Origin of the sequence: Psychrobacter nivimaris, from assembly GCF_904846365.1 — a bacterium.
GTDB classification, from domain to species: domain Bacteria; phylum Pseudomonadota; class Gammaproteobacteria; order Pseudomonadales; family Moraxellaceae; genus Psychrobacter; species Psychrobacter nivimaris_B.
Genome location: NZ_CAJHAL010000011.1, coordinates 29,675 through 49,868 on the forward strand (window position 1 = coordinate 29,675; position 20,194 = coordinate 49,868).

The 20,194-nt window shown below is 45.4% G+C and carries 18 protein-coding genes; 11 read left to right on the forward strand and 7 right to left on the reverse strand.

All coding sequences use genetic code 11. From position 1 onward, the window contains the following. Window positions 1–82 precede the first annotated feature (82 nt). The 3 genes from JMX63_RS06370 to JMX63_RS06380 all read right to left on the reverse strand — a co-directional run bounded on the left by JMX63_RS06370 (window position 83) and on the right by JMX63_RS06380 (window position 3,831). A complete protein-coding gene (locus tag JMX63_RS06370) occupies window positions 83–1,285 on the reverse strand; it encodes a 3-oxoadipyl-CoA thiolase (protein WP_201571636.1) in 1,203 nt (400 codons plus the stop codon). Window positions 1,286–1,357: 72 nt separating this feature from the next. Further along, on the reverse strand, window positions 1,358–2,923 hold the full coding sequence (locus tag JMX63_RS06375; protein ID WP_201571638.1) for a 3-hydroxyacyl-CoA dehydrogenase: 1,566 nt from the start codon (window positions 2,921–2,923) through the stop codon (window positions 1,358–1,360). A 131-nt stretch (window positions 2,924–3,054) separates the two neighbouring features. Further along, window positions 3,055–3,831 carry an enoyl-CoA hydratase gene (locus tag JMX63_RS06380; RefSeq protein ID WP_201571640.1) on the reverse strand — a complete coding sequence of 259 codons (777 nt, stop codon included), beginning with the start codon at window positions 3,829–3,831 and terminating at the stop codon, window positions 3,055–3,057. Between the two features lie 329 nt (window positions 3,832–4,160). Here JMX63_RS06380 and JMX63_RS06385 point away from each other — a divergent pair, with 329 nt between their 5' ends. From JMX63_RS06385 to JMX63_RS06400, 4 genes are all read left to right on the forward strand, one after another. After that, entirely contained in the window at window positions 4,161–5,315 is a 1,155-nt protein-coding gene (locus tag JMX63_RS06385; RefSeq protein WP_201571642.1) for an acyl-CoA dehydrogenase family protein, read from the forward strand. A 128-nt stretch (window positions 5,316–5,443) separates the two neighbouring features. After that, entirely contained in the window at window positions 5,444–6,712 is a 1,269-nt protein-coding gene (locus tag JMX63_RS06390) for an MFS transporter (protein ID WP_201571644.1), read from the forward strand. Window positions 6,713–6,993: 281 nt separating this feature from the next. Beyond that, entirely contained in the window at window positions 6,994–7,839 is an 846-nt protein-coding gene (locus JMX63_RS06395; protein ID WP_071001513.1) for an IclR family transcriptional regulator, read from the forward strand. A 284-nt stretch (window positions 7,840–8,123) separates the two neighbouring features. Beyond that, window positions 8,124–9,218, forward strand: coding sequence for an NADH:flavin oxidoreductase/NADH oxidase (locus tag JMX63_RS06400; RefSeq protein ID WP_201571645.1), 1,095 nt, complete (start codon window positions 8,124–8,126; stop codon window positions 9,216–9,218). A 375-nt stretch (window positions 9,219–9,593) separates the two neighbouring features. On the opposite strand, the gene JMX63_RS06405 is transcribed toward JMX63_RS06400, so the two are convergent. Then, window positions 9,594–10,586 (reverse strand): IS110 family RNA-guided transposase, encoded by a 993-nt coding sequence (locus JMX63_RS06405; protein ID WP_201571646.1) that lies wholly within the window; start codon window positions 10,584–10,586, stop codon window positions 9,594–9,596. Window positions 10,587–10,840: 254 nt separating this feature from the next. Here JMX63_RS06405 and JMX63_RS06410 point away from each other — a divergent pair, with 254 nt between their 5' ends. The 3 genes from JMX63_RS06410 to JMX63_RS06420 all read left to right on the forward strand — a co-directional run bounded on the left by JMX63_RS06410 (window position 10,841) and on the right by JMX63_RS06420 (window position 12,024). Continuing rightward, window positions 10,841–11,152 (forward strand): transposase, encoded by a 312-nt coding sequence (locus JMX63_RS06410; protein WP_201571647.1) that lies wholly within the window; start codon window positions 10,841–10,843, stop codon window positions 11,150–11,152. 119 nt (window positions 11,153–11,271) lie between these two features. Continuing rightward, window positions 11,272–11,679, forward strand: a complete 408-nt coding sequence (locus tag JMX63_RS06415) for a DDE-type integrase/transposase/recombinase (RefSeq protein WP_406947830.1) — start codon at window positions 11,272–11,274, stop codon at window positions 11,677–11,679. Window positions 11,680–11,700: 21 nt separating this feature from the next. After that, window positions 11,701–12,024: an integrase core domain-containing protein gene (locus tag JMX63_RS06420; protein ID WP_201571649.1), complete on the forward strand. Its 324-nt coding sequence runs from the start codon at window positions 11,701–11,703 to the stop codon at window positions 12,022–12,024. 115 nt (window positions 12,025–12,139) lie between these two features. Here the strand turns inward: JMX63_RS06420 and JMX63_RS06425 are convergent, their stop codons facing one another. Then, window positions 12,140–12,787 (reverse strand): glutathione S-transferase, encoded by a 648-nt coding sequence (locus JMX63_RS06425; protein ID WP_201571650.1) that lies wholly within the window; start codon window positions 12,785–12,787, stop codon window positions 12,140–12,142. Between the two features lie 583 nt (window positions 12,788–13,370). On the opposite strand from JMX63_RS06425, the gene JMX63_RS06430 reads away from it, so the two are divergent. The 4 genes from JMX63_RS06430 (at window position 13,371) to JMX63_RS06445 (ending at window position 17,856) form a co-directional block, all read left to right on the forward strand. Next, window positions 13,371–14,222 (forward strand): thermostable hemolysin, encoded by an 852-nt coding sequence (locus tag JMX63_RS06430; RefSeq protein ID WP_201571652.1) that lies wholly within the window; start codon window positions 13,371–13,373, stop codon window positions 14,220–14,222. Window positions 14,223–14,278: 56 nt separating this feature from the next. After that, window positions 14,279–15,904 carry an AMP-binding protein gene (locus tag JMX63_RS06435; protein ID WP_201571653.1) on the forward strand — a complete coding sequence of 542 codons (1,626 nt, stop codon included), beginning with the start codon at window positions 14,279–14,281 and terminating at the stop codon, window positions 15,902–15,904. Between the two features lie 39 nt (window positions 15,905–15,943). Further along, window positions 15,944–16,918 (forward strand): TauD/TfdA family dioxygenase, encoded by a 975-nt coding sequence (locus JMX63_RS06440; RefSeq protein ID WP_227673261.1) that lies wholly within the window; start codon window positions 15,944–15,946, stop codon window positions 16,916–16,918. Between the two features lie 86 nt (window positions 16,919–17,004). Further along, entirely contained in the window at window positions 17,005–17,856 is an 852-nt protein-coding gene (locus JMX63_RS06445; RefSeq protein ID WP_201571654.1) for an SDR family oxidoreductase, read from the forward strand. Between the two features lie 34 nt (window positions 17,857–17,890). On the opposite strand, the gene JMX63_RS06450 is transcribed toward JMX63_RS06445, so the two are convergent. Continuing rightward, window positions 17,891–18,589: a VIT1/CCC1 transporter family protein gene (locus tag JMX63_RS06450; protein WP_058025429.1), complete on the reverse strand. Its 699-nt coding sequence runs from the start codon at window positions 18,587–18,589 to the stop codon at window positions 17,891–17,893. A 78-nt stretch (window positions 18,590–18,667) separates the two neighbouring features. Continuing rightward, a complete protein-coding gene (locus JMX63_RS06455) occupies window positions 18,668–20,152 on the reverse strand; it encodes an ATP-binding protein (RefSeq protein ID WP_201571655.1) in 1,485 nt (494 codons plus the stop codon). Between the last annotated feature and the right edge of the window lie 42 nt (window positions 20,153–20,194).

The following is a 20,194-nucleotide window of genomic DNA, read 5'->3' on the forward strand; positions in this document are numbered from 1 at the left end:
TTACATCTGCGCTCGGTTGCCTTGTCTCTCTTCTAAACTGAATCAACTATAATCAGTAATGGGGCGAGCGTGCTTTTGAGTCTTAGACGCGTTCTATCACCATGGCAAGCCCTTGCCCAATACCAATACATAAGCTGACCACGGCATATTTGCCACCCGTACGCTGTAGCTCTCGAGCGGTACTCAAGGCGATTCTTGCACCTGATGCGCCAAGCGGATGGCCGACAGCGATGGCGCCACCATTGGGATTGACACGCTTATCATCAAATTCAATGTCCAACCCTTTTAGACAGCCAAGCACTTGAGAAGCAAAAGCTTCATTAATCTCAATGACAGACATGTCCTCGAGGGTCAGATCCGCACGCTTTAGTGCTAGCTTAATTGCTTCAACAGGACCCACACCCATGATATTGGGTTCAACAGCCATTGCACCTGATGATAAGATCTTGGCAATCGGTTTAAAGCCTAGCTTTTCCTCTGCTTGCTTTGAGCCAATGATGAGCGCGGCAGCACCATCATTGATACCAGACGCATTACCTGCGGTGACGATTCCATCTTTGTTTAACGGTTTGAGCTTTTGTAGTGCTTGAATATTAGAGCTGGCACGCGGATGCTCATCCTCTATGACTACTTTTGCAGGCAATTTCTTACCTTGGGGTACGGTGATAGGTGTTATTTCATCGTTAAAAAACCCTGCTTGCTTAGCAGCTTGGTACTTGGCTTGTGATGCGGCTGCAAACTTATCGGCTTCCTCGCGCGTAATACCATACTTCTGCGCGACATTATCGCCCGTCTGCGGCATGGTATCACTGCCGAACTGCTCAATAATTTTTGGGTTGGGGAAACGGCTACCAATGGTCGTATCAAATACTTTGAAGTCACGGCTAAAAGGTTGCTCTGTCTTGGCAAATACAAACGGTGCACGCGTCATCGACTCGACCCCACCTGCTAAAATAATATCCCCTTCATTGCACGTAATACTGCGAGCAGCATCGACAACAGTGGACAGACCTGACGCACATAAACGGTTTACTGTCTGACCTGGGGTATTGACATCCAACCCTGCTAACAAAGCCGCGTTACGCGCGATGTTACGAGAGTCTTCACCTGCTTGGTTGGCACTGCCTAGCAACACTTCATCAAAGATATCAGCAGATAGTTGGTGCTTTTCGACCAACGCTTTCATCACGGTAGCAACCAAATCATCAGCACGTACGGTTGCTAATGCGCCAACATACCGGCCGAAAGGACTTCTTAATCCATCATAAATATAGGCATCTAACATAACGTTTCCTTGTCGTATTTTTAACTCTGAATAATAGTTTTATGGTTTGGCAATATTGCTGTGTCGTCAATATTAGTATTTGGTCTGCTGAGTAAACAATGACATATCAAGCTTGGCGCGGCGTTGCAGCCAAGGGCTTGGACGATAACGTGGGTCACCTGTCAGCCCGTAGATGCGCCCTAAAATAAGCAGCACACGCGAGGCCCCAAGATGGTCGCCCCAAGAGATAGGACCATATGGATAACCTAACCCAAGCTTGACAGCATTATCGATGTCCTCAGGTGAAGCAATCCCTTGCATAGCAATGTCACAACCAAGGTTAATCACCATAGCGACCACACGTTGTGCCACAAAGCCGATGCTTTCTGTAATTAGCGTGGCACCGACAGCGGATTGCGTGTTTGCTTCACTGTCATCCAAGCCCTTACTGAATAATGCATAAGCTTGTGCGATAAATGTTTCCTGCGTGACGAGACTTGGCATCAAAGTACGATGCTTTGCTAGTCCAGTGAGCATATCAATGGCAACGGCTTGCTTAGGATTAACTTGATAACGAATGGCAGCATTGGTCGTATCTTCGCCATAGGGTGCGAGCAGCACCAAACTATCAGGGTTTGGCTTGTCGTTGTCATCGATCGCGACACCCTGAGACTTTAGGTAATCGACCAGTTGAGTTTTGTCTTCTGCCAGATCAGCGCCAACCCAAACTGAGGTAATAACGGCATCAGATATGAGTGCTTCGGACGACCGATCTTGAGCAGTAGCTGCTGACAACTTCTGACCGTTTTCATAGTGATAAAACCCTTCACCAACCTTACGACCAAGCTTTTTACCTACTAGCATTTGACGGGTCAGTGGATGCGGACGATAGCGCGCTTCGTGATAGAACTGATTGTAAATAGACTCCATCACAGGGTGCGACACATCGATACCAGTGAGGTCTAACAGCTCAAACGGCCCCATGCGAAATCCTGCGCCTTCACGCAAAATTCGGTCAATATTCTCAAACGTGGTTACCCCTTCACCCAATATTTTCAGCGCTTCTGTACCGTACGCTCTACCGCCATGATTGACGATAAAACCCGGTGTGTCTTTTGCTACCACACCTAGATGACCCATACGTTTGGCCAAATCGGAGAGAACGTCAATCACTGATTGCTGAGTAGACAGACCTGGAATGACCTCTACAATTTTCATTAAAGGCACAGGATTAAAGAAGTGAAATCCTGCCACGCGCTCTGGATAATCACAATCAGCAGCAATTGCCGTCACTGATAAGGAAGAGGTATTGGTCGCCAAAATAGTATCGGCGGTGACCACACCTTCTAACTGGGCAAAAAGCTGTTTTTTGATGTTTAGATTTTCGATAATGGCTTCAACCACTATCTCAGCAGTCGCAATTTGGCTAAGCTCTTGTAGCACCGTCAAATTACTTAAAGTATCCTGTAGCTGCTGATCGGTAAACTTACCTTTAGCAGTTAGTTTTTCTAGGGTACTTTGCAAGGATTGTCGTCCTTGTTCAGCAGCGCCTGATTTGGCGTCATATAAAAGTACTTGGATACCAGCTTGAGCAGCAATTTGAGCAATACCCATGCCCATAATACCAGTGCCGATAATGGCAATTGTGTTCACAGTCATAATAACTCTCTACATAGTTTGCTATGAAATTTCGGTTCAAAGGTGATAACTTGCTTCAAAAGCGATCACAATGTGGCTTTAAATTCACGTGCCTATAAATTCACGTGCTTAGGAATTAACGCGGCTAAGGATTAATGTCCTTTATATTCTGCAGGACGCTTTTCCAAGAAGGCTTTAGCACCTTCTTTTTGGTCGTGAGTATTGAACAAAATCTGGAAAGCCTTACGCTCTAAAGCCAACGCACCTTCTAAAGGCATATCAACACCCAAATTTGCCACTTCTTTGATTTGCGCTAAGGCAATGGGAGAGTAATGTGATAGCTGCTCAGCAATCTCGATGGCACGTGTGATGGTAGCCTCGTTTTCAACGACTTCAGATACCAGCCCCATTGTGTCCGCCTCATCAGCGCTAATCATATCGCCCGTTAGTACCATCTTCATGGCCTTATGTTTGCCAACCGCGCGAAACAAACGCTGCGTCCCGCCAGCACCTGGCATGAGTCCTATCTTGATTTCGGGTTGACCAAATTTGGCAGACTTACCTGCGATGATGATGTCAGCATGCATGGCCAACTCGCAGCCACCGCCTAGTGCGTAACCATTGACGGCAGCAATAATAGGTTTTTGGCAGTTAGTAATGGCATCCCAATAGCGCTCACTATGACGCAGGTACATATCCACTGTACTTGTAGTCAAGAAATCATTGATATCCGCACCAGCGGCAAACACCTTGTCACCACCAGTAAGGACGATCGCTTTGGTTTGTGGGTCATCATTTAGTTGAATGAACAGATCTGCCATTTGTTGACGTAGCTCGCTGTTTAGTGCATTGCGCACTTTGGGGCGATTAAGTCTAACGACACTCACGCCTTCTCCTTTTTTCTCACAAATAATGAGCGGCTCTTCCATGATCGACTCCTTAAACATCATTCTTGCATAAAGTATAAACACCCTAACAAAGCATTTATTTTGAATATTAAATATCGCTGTGCGGTATTTAATATCAATATATACTGTTTATTTTGGTTTGTGAAGCATAAAAATTTGATAAATTATAATAAATTTAAAATAAATAGCTATATTCAATCATATAAATACCGCAATGCGGTTTTTTAAACCAAAACTATTGTAATTTAATAATTCATCGATTATGCTGTTTATCCAAGGACGTCACATTATTTATTACAGTCACAGAGCCGATATTGATATTAGGCATCAATCAAACAAGGAAGATTCATATGATTAGAGATAAAGAGACCCTCGACCACATCACTCAAACCATTCGTAACTTCGTTAACGATCAACTTATCCCTATGGAACATTGGGTTGCCGAAAATGACCGCCTTCCAGAAGAGATCATTGAGCAAATGCGAGAATTAGGGCTTTTTGGACTGACCATACCCGAAGAGTACGGCGGACTTGGTGTCACTATGGAAGAAGAAGTCACGCTGGCATTTGAGTTAGGACGCACCTCCCCTGCGTTTCGCTCATTAATAGGGACAAATAATGGTATTGGCTCATCTGGCCTAGTGATTGATGGCACTGAAGCGCAAAAGCAGAAGTATCTACCTCGGTTGGCCAGTGGTGAAATCATCGGTTCGTTCTGTTTGACCGAGCCGGAGTCGGGATCAGATGCCGCCTCATTGAAAACGACCGCTATTAAGGATGGTGATACTTATATCATCAATGGCACCAAACGTTATATCACCAATGCCCCGCAGGCTGGCGTATTCACTGTCATGGCACGTACTGACCCACAAAACAAACGCTCTGGCGGTATTTCAGCATTTATTGTGGAGAGTGACACACCAGGTATTACTTTGGGTAAAATTGACAAAAAAATGGGCCAAAAAGGCGCGCATACCTGTGATGTGATCTTTGATAATTGCGTCGTACCAGCGGATGCACTCATCGGCGGTGTTGAGGGGGTTGGCTTTAAAACGGCTATGAAAGTTCTTGATAAAGGGCGCTTGCATATTGCGGCAGCCAGTACTGGAGCCGCCAGTCGCATGCTGAATGATGCACTCAACTATGCTGTCGAGCGTAAGCAGTTTGGTCAACCGATTGCTAGCTTTCAGCTTATCCAGGGCATGCTCGCTGACTCAAAAGCAGAAATTTATGCTGCCAAATCCATGGTACTAGACGCTGCACGTCTGCGTGACGAAGGCAAAGACGTCGTTACTGAATCCTCATGCGCCAAAATGTTTGCCACTGAGATGTGTGGCCGTGTTGCTGATAGAGCGGTACAGATCCATGGCGGTGCTGGTTATATCGCAGATTACGGTATTGAACGTTTTTATCGTGATGTACGTCTATATCGTTTGTATGAAGGTACCACGCAAATTCAGCAAGTCATCATTGCCCGCAATATGATTAAAGAAGCCAGCGAGTAATCCCTACCACTTTTTTACCCACCAGAATGCACGGCGGTATTTGCTAGGATGCTGATACCGTTCCCCTCTATTTCTACCACTACGCATCAAATTAGTTTTTCATTCTCACAACGTTAAGGATATAAATTGTGAAAAGTGTCGCTATAACGTCAGACCCAAGCGCAAGCGCGGTCCAAAAACAGCCTTGGAAGCTGGCCTTTGTTTTTTGTTTTTTGGTATTGCTATGTGATGGCGCTGACATCGGTATTCTTGCTTTTACCCTCTCTAGTCTCAAGCAAGAATTTGGATTGACCAATGTACAAGCTGGCGCGCTGGGCAGCTGGTCATTGTTTGGCATGGCTATTGGCGGAGTTTTTGGCGGCTGGGCCTGTGACCGCTTCGGACGGGTACGCGTGATCGTTCTGGCGACGGGGATGTTTTCTATCCTATCTGGTTTTAGTGGGCTTGTGCAGAGCTATGAGCAGTTTGTGGCACTACGATTTATTGCTTGCTTAGGGCTTGGCAGCTTATATATCGCCACCAACACGTTGATGTCTGAGATGGTGCCGACGAAGCATCGAACCACGGTACTTGCCGCGCTCATGACAGGGTTTACGCTCGGGTCTTTGGTCATTACCAGCATTTCAGCATGGATCATCCCTAGCTATGGCTGGCGTACCCTATACCTTTTAACATTTTTACCCATTCTCCTTTCAGTCTCAATGTATTTTTTAGTACCGGAACCACAATCTTGGAAAGAGGCTCGTGCGCGCAAGTTAAGTGGCGAGAAAAACACACTACAAAAAGCGGAAAATCCCTACAAAGCCATATTCGAAAACCCCAAACATCGCATCATGTTTATATTGTGGTCGATGAGTTCAGGGCTTTTACTGTTTGGTTATTTTGGTGTGAGTAACTGGCTGCCGTCTTATCTAGAGACAGAGCTCGGTATCAAGTTTAAAGAAATGGCGCTATATATGGCGGGCACTTACCTAACGATGATGTTTGCTAAAGTAATAGCAGGTTTTATGGCGGATAAAATCGGTCGAAAAATAGTCTTTGCTTTTGGCACCATGGGCACCGCGCTATTCATTCCTTTCTTAGTCTATATGCATACTCCAGAAAACATTGGCTGGTTAATGATTACCTTTGGTTTTTTATACGGTATTCCTTATGCCATCAATGCTACCTATCTGACCGAGAGCTTCCCGACAGCTATTCGAGGGACAGCCATTGGCGGTGCCTTTAATATCGGGCGACTTGGCTCTGTGATTGCCCCTGTCGCTATTGGCTATATGGCCATGCATAACTCCATCGGTGCAGGTCTGCTGCTGATGGCAGGTGCTTACTTCTTATGTGGTCTGATCCCAACCTTGTTTATCAAAGAAAAGCAGTATGATCCACAAGAGGCCTCATAAAATCTTTTATAATGGCGTTGACTCCCTATATTACGACCGTTCATACCGCATAGCGAAACAATCTACCCACATCATGCTATGCTGAGAATATAAATGTACGGTAATATAGTATAATGAACAAGATAAACTGCCCTTGGCATGTGACTGTGAGTCAGTGATAAAGCCTATAATGAGTATTTGCTAAACACTTGTTCTATAGAGCAATACTGGCTCACAGTGACGCTAGGTAGTGATAATTTTACTATGCTTGTATGGACTGAATTGGGGATAATAGACCGCCTATGACGAATGACACCCTTGCCAATGACGACCCTAATAATGAGATGCATATGGAGTTGTTAGAACCCATTGCAGAGATGCAGGGCAAAAACGACAGACAGTTTGTCACCGCGTTGGCTCGTGGTCTTGAGCTACTGCGCTGTTTTACCCCGAAGCGACCTTATCTGGGCAATCAAGAGCTGAGTCAACTGACAGGGATTCCTAAGGGTACCATCACTCGCCTCACCTATACCCTGGTCAAATTAGGCTATCTCAAACAGTCTACTACGAGCAGTAAGTATCAGCTCTCAACCGGCGTGCTTGGGTTTGGCTATACCATGATGACCAACATCTCCATCAACAATCTCGCCACCCCTTATATGGAAGAGCTGGCAGATTATGCCAATAGTGCTGTGGCCATGGCGACTCGCGATCGGTTGATGATGGTCTATCTCAATGTGGTACAGGGCGCTGGTAGCACGACCATGCAGCGCAATATCGGCTCATACCTCCCCATTCATTTAAGCTCAATGGGACGAGCTTGCCTCGCCAGCATGCCGCCTGCTGAGCAAGAATTTATCCTAAATGCGATTCGCAATAAGTACAAGGATGATTGGCTAAAGATCAGACGAGGGCTGGACAAAGCCTTTCAAGATTATGAAGATTACGGCTATTGTTTTTCTATCAGTGAATGGCAAAAAGATGTCAATGCAGTCGCCATTGCGCTGATGCACCCGACGGAAGGTTTGCTCACGTTTAACTGCGGCGCCCCAAGTTTTATCCTGAGTCGCACCAAATTAGAAGAAGATATTGCCCCTCGCCTGCTGCATATGAAAAACATGATTGAGAGTAATTTATATATTAGCTAGCGTCACTTAAATGTAACCTATAAAAACAACCATTCATCCCCATCATGTATTCAAGCGCTAATTATATAGTCGGTTCACTATAAAATCGATACAATAAGATTAAACGCTATTTTTCGCAGCCTCTGGAGACGTAGTCACAGCAAGCAAGAAAAATAGCGTTTAATCAAATGAATTTATTATCCTGTATCGTTTTTATTTAGACTTAACTATATAAACCATTTATATCGATTTTTCCTGTTATTTTCCATGCCTTTAAGCGAGGCGCGTTTTTTTAAGGATTTACCATGAGCCAGCTTTTTTCGCCTTTGACACTTGGGCAACTCACCCTAGATAACCGCATCATCATTGCTCCTATGTGCCAATACTCTGCCAACAATGGCGCGGCAAGCGATTGGCATACGATTCACTTGGGCCAAATGAGTTTGAGCGGTGCAGGGCTACTTATTTTAGAAGCGACAGCGGTCAATCCGCAAGGGCGTATCAGCTATGCAGATTTGGGATTATGGGATGATAGGACGCAAGCGGCACTGGATAAAACGCTAACAGCAATCAGACAGTACAGCCCGATGCCGATAGGCGTCCAGTTGGCCCATGCTGGGCGTAAAGCGTCAACCAAAAAACCATGGGACGGCGGCGGCTCGATTGCCCCTGATGAGGTGAATGGCTGGCAAACGGTGGCACCATCAGCGCTGGCGTATGACGAAAACTCTACTGTACCCACAGCAATGGATCAAAATGACATTGATACACTCATCAGTGATTTTGTGAATGCGGCAAGACGTGCCGATGCGCTAGGGCTTGACTTAATTGAGCTGCATGGGGCGCACGGTTATCTATTACATCAGTTTTTGTCGCCGCTTTCTAACAAACGTGATGATCAATATGGTGGCAGTCTTGAGAACAGAATGCGCTTGTTACTTGAGGTGTTTACAGCGGTTCGGGCTGAGTTTTCAAGTGACAAGCCAGTGGGCGTGCGGGTTTCTGCAACCGATTGGGTCGAAGGCGGCTGGGACCTTACCCAAACGATCGAGCTGGCTAAAGCCTTAGAAGCATTAGGCTGTGATTATATCCATGTGAGCACCGCAGGACTTAGCCCACAGCAGCAAATCCCTGTGGAAGCGAGCTATCAAGTGCCTTTTGCCGCAGCCATAAAAGAAGCGGTCAATATACCCGTCATTGCCGTGGGCCTAATCACCGAGGCCGAGCAGGCAGAAAGCATCATCACCGAGCAGCAAGCGGACGCGGTTGCATTGGCACGCGGCATCCTCTATGACCCGCACTGGCCGTGGCACGCGGCGGCCGAGCTTGGCGCAACCGTCAAAGCGCCCAAACAGTACCTGCGCTCAAGCCCGCACGGTAAGCCGTCTCCTATAGAATAAGTGTAATCAAACTACGAACATAGACTGAAGACAACATTACTTGCTTCAGTCTATGCATTAACTCACTTTAATTCAAACTAAAGTAATTATGGCTTAAAAGTTAGATAGTCATCAGTGTATTCAACTTGGCAAGTGGTAGTGATATCAACGCTGCCATAATTTACCGGCTGAAGTGTAGCGCAGGGAGGTCAACTTATGGTCTTGTTAGGCCTGCTAAATGTTCCATAAGCGGAATTACCTCATTGTAAATACCCCATTCTTAACACAACATCATCGTAGAATAATTAAGCCACCTGCCTGTACTCAGCAGGTGTCATTGTAGTGGCATAATAAATTTGGACAGTGCACAAGAGATACCATCTTAAAAAAGCTAAATCAAGTGCTAATTAGCTCAACTCTTGCTTGGTAAGGTTGCTGATGTTTAACCACGCCGAAACAAATATGCACAAGCTTACGCATCGCCGCACAGACAGCCTGCATTTTGCACTTACCGTTAGCAAGCAGTCGCTCATACTGCGCCTTAATGTCGGGATTATGCTTAATGGCGACTAGCGCCGGCATATACAATTTAGCTCTTACGGCACTTGAGCCATTCTTTGCTAAGCGAGACTTGCCCTTAAATAGCCCTGATTCACTATGCTTGGGAACTAGGCCTAAAAAGGCTGCCATTTGCGACGCTTGACTAAACTGCTTATTATGCATCAGCGACATCATCTGCTTTGAGACAACAGGGCCGACGCCTTTAATAGTTTGTAGCAGATATTGGTCTTGCTTTAAATTGGGATGACCATCGATATGGTCATCAATATCACCATTGAGCTTAACAATGGCGGCTTGCAAAGAGACTATCATCTGCTCAATAGACGCTTTAACGATAGGAGCGGTGTCTGTGGCCTCCGTTTTTTCCAATCGATTCAGCTCACGTTGTAAGTCTTCTTGTAGCGCGTCTAAGCGCGACAGTAAAGACTTGAGGTGACGCGCCTCTGCTGGCGGCGGTGTCCACAATTTAGGCTTAGCACTATAGGTGTAGCGGGCTAATAACATACTATCTTTCTTATCCGTCTTGTTGCGACTTCCTAAACTAGCAGCATAGCTTTTGACGTAAGCAGGATTGATGATGCTGACGTTAAGCTTTTTATCAAATAGGTAGTAGGCGATGTTCTCGTGATAGACGCCTGTGGCTTCAAGGGTTATGTGGATGTTGTTTAAGTCATCAGTAATGTTAGCAATTAGCCAGTTGATAAGAGCAGCATAGTCACTGTGATCATTTTTAAAGACTTTAGTTTTGAATTTTAGTTTGTCAGTGTCTTTGAGACATGCAATATCTAGCTTATTTTTACTAACGTCTATGCCTATATAATGTGTCATCTTATTGTCTTCCCTTGTTTATGCAGTGTCACTCATGGCATCTGATAAGATGTCGAGGCACTTGGATACCATTCAGAATATTAAGATGATAGGATGAGCATTGGGCATAATCTCTTACACAGTGTCTAGGCACTAAGGTTATACTCATACTCTCAATGCTCATGAATAACTGCTTTATTTTATCAACTTTCATCGATAGTATTAAGCGGTTATTCAAGATACAAGGTTATACTACCCTAAAGAGGACAATTAGTATGACGACCAAACGCCGCGCATATACCCGAGAATTCAAATTAGAAGCCGTCAGTTTAGTGATTGAGCGTAATCGCAAAGTTGCTGAGGTAGCCCAGTCGTTAGGCATAGGCATCTCTAGCTTAGACAACTGGGTACGCAAATATAAAAAAGAGAAACAAGGCATTGCCCTAACTGAAGGTCTATCCCTAACCGATGAACAGCGTCGCATTCAGGAGCTTGAGAGAGAAGTTAGACAATTTAAAATGGAGAAAGACATATTAAAAAAGGCTTCAGCTCTGCTGGCATCGGACAACCTGAACGTCTATCGTTAATTAAAACACTAGTAGAGCAAGATAAACGACTGAGCATAAGTAAGCTATGCAACTTATTTGATGTAGTTAGAAGTAGCTACTACTATGGCATACAGACTAAGCCGATTGATATAGAACGCATTAGGTTAAAAACCTTAATACGTCAGATATTCAATGACTCAAAGCAGTCGGCTGGCGCTCGCACTGTGGTTGCCATTTTAGCCAATAAGCACGAAATAACGCTGACGCGTTATTTAGCGTCTAAGCTTATGAGCCAAATGGGCTTAGTCAGCTGCCAGATCAAGAGTCACAAATACAAACATGCTGATGAAGAACATAAAGCCTATGACAATCTCTTAGACCGTAGCTTTAGACCAGCCGCTCCTAATCAAATCTGGACGGGCGATGTGACTTATGTTCGCATCAAAGGGGGCTGGTGCTATCTAGCAGTGGTGATAGACTTGTTTGCACGGTGCGTGGTGGGCTTTAGCATCTCAGACTCTCCTGATAGCTTTTTGACTGCCTCAGCACTACAGATGGCGTATTAGACGAGACTTAAACCAAGTGGAGTGCTGTTTCACTCTGATCAAGGCAGTCATTATACCAGTGAAGAGTATGCTAAATGCGTAGCCAAGTGCAATGGTATGTCGCATAGTATGAGCCGACGAGGCAACTGTTGGGACAATGCACCTACAGAGAGATTCTTTAGAAGCTTTAAGACAGAGTGGATGCCAAAAAACGGCTATGACAATATTGATGAGGCTCGGCAGGCAGTAAATGATTATATTTGGGGCTATTATCAAAGTGTAAGACCACACAGCTTTAATGAGTATTTAACACCGAGCGAGAAAAAGAGACTTTATTTCAACAAAAACCTCTTAAGTGCTGTCTAAAAATATTTGACCACTACAAGTATACAATGTGTATTCTCCTACGTTCTTTCAAATCTATACTTTACCTACCACTCACCACTCATGTGATCATATAAATAACTTCAAATACCAGATATTAACAAGGAAAAATCACCACCTCATCGCCTTCTTGCCATGGTTCAAACTTAGTCATGACTTGCAAAAATAACGGATGCGCAAGCCAATCTTGTAACCACTGCTGCGATTTAGGGTATGGCAAACCATAAAACACCTCACGATCAACATGCGCAAATTGACGAACAAACGGCATGATACCAATATCCGCTGTGGTCACACTGTCTCCTAATAGATAGACATTTTTTGTCAATAGCGTCTCCAATACCTGCAAAAACACCTCGCCGCGCTGTCGATACTCGCTCTGGGTCATCTCAGGATACCGATCTGCATATTTGTATCGATCTAGCCAATATTTAAACTCATTATCATTTTGTGCAATCAAGGCACTTGCTTGCGGTAATGTATTTTTATCAAGTAAGCCGTGTGGGTCATTCTGCGCAAGTGCCCACATCATAATCTCGTCACTTTCTTCAATGACGGTCCCATCCGCCAACTGTAAAACGGGTACTGTCCCTTTTGGGCTAATCGCTAGCATTTGCTCTGGTTTATTCTTCAGCGTAACCTCCCGCAGCGCTACAGACTGCTCGGCAAATAAAAGACCGAGACGGGCACGCATGGCATAGGGACAGCGGCGAAAAGAATACAATCGATGGCGCGGTGAAGTCATAATTATTTTCCATAATTGAATAAAACTAAATAGCATATCAATAAGAACCAGTAGGCTCAAACACACTGATATGGTTTTTATTAGGGAGTAGGTAAATATTATTAGGCGCGATGAGATCACACCGATTTCACTCTCGATGTTGACGGCGTTTGCAGCACCTAAATTCTTGTTTGACTGATAAATAAACACCAAAAAACTCAAAATATAATCACAGTCAAAGTTATTATAATGGCAACTTATTGTTGGCTAAAAACCATTGACACCTATTGTAAATATCATTTTTTTGAATTTATACTGGACTATTTTCTATAGTCTAAGGACTGATACATGCAGTTTTTGAGGATGATAAGTCAGCAGTTGAGTCGGTTTACGGCTTTAGGGCGAATCATGTCCGTGATTACTGCGTATTAATGTTAGAGGTTAAATACTGCGCTAAATACTCGTTTCTAACTATATCGACTGCTAACTAACTATATCGCCTGTTAAAGACGATACTATCTTAAGGTTCAGTTAAGGTTGCTCCTTTATGATGCTTTCATGATGTTAATCGTGCTAAAAGCTTTTAACCATTTGGAGACAGCTGATGTCATTATCTATTGATAGCACTCATACCTTACAGAATGTTCTAAATACGACCTTTTATATTGAAGCGGTTAAGCCAATGTCAATATTGGAAGTGCAAGGCATACCCTCCTCCCTCTATATTCGTGCCAGTACGCAAATGCCAATAGCGACATCGCCTACTTCATATGCCCAAAACCAAGATGCCCAGGCATTTATCAAACGCATATACGAGTACATCCATCACGCCCGATTAAGCTACTTTATGCCCATTTTGTTTTCAGGTTTTGCCGATATGTCATCCTATGGCGATTGGTTATCCACTGATGATAATACTTTGCCTACATTTAAAGGCACGAGCGTTGCTATCGGTCTAAAGCCTATCTGTGAAGATAAGATATTTTTAGAGCAGTATCTGAACACGCCGATACAACATGAGATCAGCAGAGTGGCAGGCGAGCCAGTCAGTCGCCAGCGCATTTTTGAGATTGGCAATTTGGCATCAGGTTGTGCGGGTAGCGCGCGGCTTATGATAGCATTTTTGGTGTTTTATTTATCCACCCCCACCCTGAATTCTACGACTCATGAATACCAAACCAAAGCAGACTGGGTCGTGTGTACTGGCACCGATGCGGTACGGCATATATTGGCACATATGGGCATTCGCAGTCATGTCATTGCCAAGGCCACGGCAGAAGCGCTAGAAGACCCTGAGCAAGTATCCTCATGGGGCCATTACTATCAGCACAATCCCTTGGTCGTCGCTATCAATGTGGCCGATGCTAAGCGGGTATGCGCGCCTCATTATCGCTATACCGAAACGTTAGAGATGAATGCTACCACGCGTTTGACGCTAAATAAGATAGCCGTTTAATACGCATGCATTAGCCAACCAATAACACTGCACCACCACAAGACAGTGAGAATACTATGACCCCCATTTATACCGCGATATGTCAGCATGCCCGCCAAACACCCAAGCAGGTGGCGATACAAACGATAGCTGACCATAACACGACCAGTCTGACCTATGGCCAGCTACAACGCACGCTATCCGCGCTTCATCAAACATTAGAAACATGGCAAGGCAAGCGTGTCGCCTTATATGCGCATAACGATATAGATTGGATCATACTCGATTTGGCATTGAGTACCGTCGGCGCGGTCGTTGTACCCATCCCCTTATTTTTTAGTGCCGCGCAAATTGCGCACTTACTACAAGATGCGCAGATAGAGATGGTATACGTTGGCGCTGGTTTACAACTGCCAACCATAGACAATACGGATAACTGGATAATTGCTGATACACCAGAGACAAAAGCCATCAAGTCTGAGCAGGCAACTCCTATCACAGGCCGTTTTTATCAACTTGCTGGCACCATCACTGACCATACCTTCACCGCTCAAAATTTCTCTACCACTAGCGACTTTTGCAAAGTGACTTACACTTCAGGCAGTACGGGTATGCCAAAAGGCGTGTGTTTGGGTCAAGAGACATTGATGCGTATTGTCGAGTCGTTATCGGGTGCGCTCGCTGATACCTTGACAGATGACGCTACTCACGCGCCAAAAGTGAGCAATGCCACAAGCAATTTTAGTCATTTGAGCGTGTTGCCTTTTGCCACTTTATTAGAAAATGTGGCAGGCGTCTACGTGAGCCTATACATGGGCCGTACTTTGATTACAGGGCACATTGATCAATTTGGTTTGTTATCCAATCAAGCATTTGATGCCAAGCGCTTGATGACAACGGTACAAACATACGATATCGCCAGCGTTATTTTATTACCGCAAATGCTAAAAGCCATTTGTGAGCACATGGCCGCCAATGAAACAACCGAATCTAGCACCAATGCTGCTGTGCCGTCGTTAAAATTTATGGCAGTCGGTGGCGGCAAAGTCTCTCCTCAATTACTAAAGGACGCCAGCGCCTTAAGCTTGCCTGTCTATGAAGGCTATGGTTTATCTGAATGCGGCTCGGTGGTCAGTCTCAATACGCCAAAAGCCAATCGTACAGGCAGTGTCGGTAAACCGATGCCTCACGCCTCGGTCAGCATCGCAGATAGTGGCGAAGTAATGGTTAAGGGCAATGCGATGCAAGGCTACTTAAACCATGATAATAGTAAGGATGACAATGGCATCATTGCCACAGGGGATATCGGTCATTTAGATGACGACGGCTATTTATACATCACGGGTCGACGCAAAAACGTGCTCATCAGTAGTTTTGGCCGTAATATCTCGCCTGAATGGGTAGAAGCGCAGCTCTCAACGCAGCCCATTATTTATCAGGTCGCGGTACTCGGAGATAATGAGCCGCATTTGTCTGCGGTGATAGTCGCCAACCCCAACATGGTCGCAACGAGCAATGATCCACAATCTGCGATTGCGCAAGCGATAGATGTCGTTAACCAAACCTTGCCCGACTATGCGCGTATCCAACAGTGGCATCTCGCCGAGCACCCTTTTAGTACGGACAATGAATTATTAACTGATAACGGCAAACTGCGACGCGCGCACATTTTTACCGCTTATCAATCGGCACTCGGCTTATAACAGACACTTTTACCAGCAGTACAACAATAGGACCATATTATGCAAACCACTCTGATGCCAAATGATTTGATAGAAAACGACCTGATACAAAGCAACTTGATAAAAAGCGACGTTATCGAACTTGACACTTTTGAGGCACCAACCTCCCACGCGTCTGCTAGCGTATCCTTGCCTAAAACCGCTGATATTTTAATGGAGTTGCAAACCCATGGTTGGACGTTACTTCGAGGCTATCACTACGATGTAGAGACGTTTAGCCAATTGATGAGTCAACTTTGTCAGACCTTGACATACGACCCTGCCCGCCAAAACGTCACTTCTGAAGCGCAAAAAGTGGATGCAGGCACGCATGCTATTGGGCTGCATATCGAAAATGGTAATACGCCGATACCGCCTGACGTCATTGCTTTTTTTAGTGAATTGAGCGCTAAAAAAGGCTCACAGACAACGATATGTGATGGACATGCTGTGTATCAAGCGCTATCACCTGAGCTAAAGGCCACCTTTAGTCAGCCGATGCGTATCAGTCGCTATTTGCCTCAGGCAATATGGCAAAATTATGTGGCGACTGCGACCGGCAGAGCAAACGCCGATCAAATAAGCTTGGATGATTTAGAGACATTTATCACGGCGACGACGAGCAAGACGTTAACGCATCATGTAGAGCCTCAGACAAATGGCGGCGTTCGGTACGTCTTACAGATACCTGCCATCCGAGAAGACAACGTAAGCGGGCAATTGGCCTTTGCCAATACTTTACTTGGGCCATCATTTAACTATGAAAAACCTGAGTTCACCCTAGCCAATGGTCAGCACGTTGATGATGCGCTCCTAGATGAGCTGACTCAGCTTTGTGAAAAATACACTCAAGACATTGCGTGGCAAAATGGTGATGTGGTGATACTAGATAACAAACGCATCATGCATGGTCGTCGACAAATTGACGTACCTTTAACAGAGCGTAAGCTGTATATTGCGATGGGTCTTAGAATTAGGCATGGCATTAATCACTGAGACGATTAGCAACAGCGCATCTCACCACAATCCGCGCTTCAATAGTCCGTGCTCTAACAATCAATGTTCAACAAGGATGCGATATCATGACACCAGCTAATGGCCAATCAGACCTAGTACAAGCTACGCTCAATTACACCATGCTAATCGGTGCCACGGGTGGTATCGGGCAGGAGATCGCACGGCAATTATGTGCCAATAATCAGCCTGTCATTTTGGTCGGGCGTAACAACCAGACCTTGACTCATTTGGTAGATGAGTTGACCAAAGACTATCCTGATGTCCCACTTGTGTCTCATACATGTGATTTAAGCTCGCAGACATCGCAATCGCTACTGGTAGAGGGACTGGGTGAAATGACACAAGGCCATGGAAACGTCATTGATACGGTCATACTCAACGCAGGTATCAATGATTTTGCTTTGCTCACGGATCAAAATGATGACACGATTGAACAGATGATGCTCGTCAATGTGGCGTATCCACTACAGCTTATAAAAAGACTGCTACCTATCTTGATAGCGCAGCCTGGCCCGAGCCAAATTATCAGCGTTGGCTCAACCTTTGGCAGTATTGGCTACCCAGGTTTTAGTGCTTATGGCGCGAGCAAGTTTGCCTTACGCGGTGCAAGTGAAGCGTTAGGCCGCGAGTATGCCGACACCTCAGTGACGTTTCGCTATTTTGCGCCCAGAGCCACCAAGACCACCATGAATAACGATGCCGTCGTCGCTATGAATGAGGCATTGAAAGTAAAAATGGACTTACCTGAGACTGTCGCAAAGGCACTGATTCACTTTATATCAACCGATCAGGCGCAGCAGCATTTGGGGTTTCCTGAGCGTTTTTTTGCATGGCTCAATCGATTGTTTCCCAACATCGTTGGCAACGCCATTGTCAAAGACCTGCCCACCATCAAACAATATGCCAGAAAATCATAATAATCGGTTAGGGTGTCATGGCATAAATCTGCTGTTAAATCGCCACGCCAAATAAGCGACCAATTAACGAGGTTGCCACCATGGCAAGCACGCCCCAAACCACGACTCTGGTAGTCGCCGGAATCACAGGTGCACCGCCTAGACGAGCAGAGATAATACCAAGTAACATCAAGCCCACTATCGTCAAAGATGACAATGACCAAACCAGTGTTTCCGCTGGTAACAGTAATATCCCAATAATGGGTAGTATCGCCCCCGCTATAAATGATAGTCCCGAAGCCACTGAGGCATGAATAGGCTTTGCTTCACTAATATCCGTCAGGCCAATCTCATCACGGGCATGCGCCTCCAGAGCATTGTGCTCAGTCAAGCTCACGGCCACTTGATGCGCCAAATCATGCTCAAGTCCACGCGCCTCATAAATTTTGGTGAGCTCAAGCAGCTCACGCTCAGCATTGTGCCTCAGCTCATGTCGCTCTTTATCGAGATCCGCCTTTTCGGTATCCGCCTGTGATGAGACCGAGATATACTCGCCAGCCGCCATTGATAATGCACCTGCGGTCAGCGCTGCCATACCTGTCAGCAGCAATGTCTGACTGCTTGTACTGGCAGCAGCCACCCCAACCAATAGACTGGCGGTCGAAATCAACCCGTCGTTCGCACCCAGCACTGCTGCCCTCAACCAATGATTGCGATTGCTCAAATGTGCTTCGTCATGAATAGAATGATGCATAAAATCCTCAAAAGGTAGAGACGCGAATGGGTATGCCCTAGTGTAGCTGATACAGATTAAGACAGTATGCTTTATGTCTTATAACGGTTTTGAGAGTGCGTTCTTACTGCTGACCGTTACGATAAAGCCTGTTTCTGGTTGAGGGCGGTTGGCAAATGCTAAGGTAAGATTGTGCAGATCGGCAATTCGATTGGCAATTGATAGCCCCAGCCCACTACCTATTTGGGTTTGACCGGCTGGACGATAGAAGCGCTCGCTTAGCCGCGCTAGCTGCTCTGGGTCTGCGCCCAAGCCATTATCCACCACTTTGATACTATCAGTATCCAACTGCAGTTCGATCTGGCAGCCCTCTGGGCAATAGCGAATGGCATTGTCTAATAGGTTGCGGATTAGCAATTTAAATAACACTGGATTAATAAGAATGGGTAAAATATCGGCATGATTGTCACAGTGTACGGTACGTCTTAATTGGATGTATTTTTCTCGAGCCAAGCGGTTGACATCACTCAGCACAGTATCGGTGAGCAGCAGCCAGTCTGGACGTTCTAATTGCTCAAAAGGCAACTGCTGTTGCGGTTCTATCTTGGCTAACACCAATAACTGATCGACCAAATGGGTGGCGCGCTCAATACCATCGCTGATTTTTTGCGTGTGATAAAACAGTTGACTGTCGTTTTCTATACCAGACAGCTGTAATAGCTGCTGCTGCAAAAGATCGGCTTGTAGTTTGAGCGCAGCCAGTGGGCTACGCAGCTCATGAGAGGCATCAGCGGTAAAGCGCTGCTCCCGTGCTAGAGTGTCTGCCACTTTCACAAACAACACGTTTAACGCGGTCACTAAAGGCTGAATCTCTTGTGGGACGTCTGCTGTAATCGGACGATCGTCTTGCGGCTTGCGCTGTTCTACCTCAGAACTAATCTGACTTAATGGCATCAGTCCGTGTCGTATCAATCCGATAGTCAAGATCATTAAGGAAAGCAGCCCAATTAACATCGGCAGTACTTGCACAGACATCGCTTCAACAATCATTTCTCGGCGAGAGGCAAGGCTTTGACCAATGGCAATCACACGCTCCTCACCCATATCATCGCTACGATAGTCATCATGCGCATAAAACAACCGCCAGCGTTTACTAAAAGGGTTTAGACGCTGATAAATAGCGTTGTCCTCTTCTACAAAACCGCGCTGATCTGGCAAAAAAGAAAACGACTGTCCGTTCTCGTCAGCCGCTAATAAATGCCCCTCTTTATCCCAAATAGCAAAGCCCATGTAATCGTCTTCTGCATCACCCAAATCGCCTGACAGCGCCTTACTTTTTAAATTATATATTTTGGCGACGGGTTTTCCATTGTGCTCTGTCTCGTTATTATTGTCGCGGTCACTTTGCTCATCGTTATCAGCAGAGATGCCCATCAAATAACGAACCACTTGGGTGATTTGTGTGTCATTCATCTCATTGATTTCGTGCCACAACCGCCAAGCAATAAAACTTGACGTGACAAGCCACAGCAAAGGCAGACCAATGAGTAAGGAGATGAACAGTCGCTGCTGGATACTTTTCATAAGCTCATAGGTTGCTCATATATGGTTTGTATATTGAAAGCC